The 1,324-nt window shown below is 41.5% G+C and carries 1 protein-coding gene and 1 pseudogene; both read right to left on the bottom strand.

The features are described 5' to 3' along the window. Window positions 1-445, bottom strand: a pseudogene (locus H4K33_RS16285) (flagellar motor protein MotB); the annotation flags it as partial. Between the two features lie 11 nt (window positions 446-456). Beyond that, window positions 457-1,324 (bottom strand): type IX secretion system membrane protein PorP/SprF (locus H4K33_RS16280; RefSeq protein ID WP_182650853.1); only part of this gene is annotated, 868 nt, incomplete at its 5' end.

Genomic DNA, 1,324 nt, shown 5'->3' with positions numbered 1-1,324 from the left:
CAATATGGGTAAGATATTCGCGGTTTTTGTTGTACAACTCCGCTCTGGAATCTTCTTTTTCCATCGCAGCAAACTGATCCATCAACTCTTTCGACTTGTCGTAGTTCTCTACGGATTTTAGTGTTTGTGCATAGCGATAGTAGTATTCTGAGGGCAACAGTGACGTGTCTTTATCCTCATACGTTCCTTCAAAAAGAGCTGTATACCACTTGTTGGCTTCTGCTAATTTTCCGTTGAAGTAGTAAGCATCCCCCAAGTTTTGTAAGATAGACGTATTCACATATCCTTTTTCTGCAATGCGTTCATATACTTTGATTGCATCCACATAAGCCAAGCGATCAAAGTTCTTGTCCGCTTGTTTCTCTTTTTTTATCTGGCTGTATCCTACAAAGCTAAAGCTCAAAGCTGCACTTAAGATACCCAGTTGTATGATCTGTTTTACCATTCTTTTTCCTTTTAGAAGAACCTTGGCGCGGTGATGCGCTTAAAGCCGTTAAACAATGTAAAGCGCATAAAGATCTCGTGTGATCCGGAGTTGTAATTAGCCAGCTTTGTCGTCTCTGCATCGTAGCTATAACCTACAAAGATGTTCTCCGAAACTTGGAAGCCTACCAAACCACTCACCGAAGCATCCCAACGGTAAGCAATACCCGCTGTAAACTTATTGACAAACATAAAGTTCGCAGATACGTCTACTTGCAATGGTGAGCCTTGCTCGATTTTTACCATCGCAGCTGGTTTGAATTTGATATCGTTACTCAAATCAAAAACATAGCCCCCTGTTGCATACACGTGCAGTTTCTCGCGAAGTGTTTTAACGTCGTTGTCGTTGTAGCGAGAACGAGTCAACAAGTTCGGGGCAGATAAACCTACATAGGCTTTGTCTGAGTACAAGAACAAGCCCGCTCCTATATTGGGTGTGAATTTGTTCTTGATATCACTCTCAGCGACAGGATCGGATGGATTGTAAATGTGCAACTTGCTGTAGTTCACATCCAGTAAATTAGCTGATCCCTTCAATCCAAAGGCCAATTTATAGTGGTAATTCAAATCAATAGCATACGATAAATCTACCGATAAGGTATTGTCATCCATTACCCCTAAATGGTCATTGACAAAGTTTACTCCTAATCCTAATCCTGAATCTCCCAAGGGAGTATTTACGGATAAGGTTGCTGTTTTGGGAGCTCCTTCTAACCCAACCCATTGGGTGCGATACAAGCCAAAGATGTTTAATCCCTCATTACTACCCGCATAAGCAGGGTTGATGTTTGAGTGATTGTACATGTATTGTGTATATTGTGGATCTTGTTGGGCATAGGTC

The sequence above is a fragment of the Myroides sp. WP-1 genome (genome assembly GCF_014145635.1).
Lineage (GTDB): Bacteria > Bacteroidota > Bacteroidia > Flavobacteriales > Flavobacteriaceae > Flavobacterium.
This window is presented reverse-complemented; position numbering and strand designations above follow the sequence as displayed.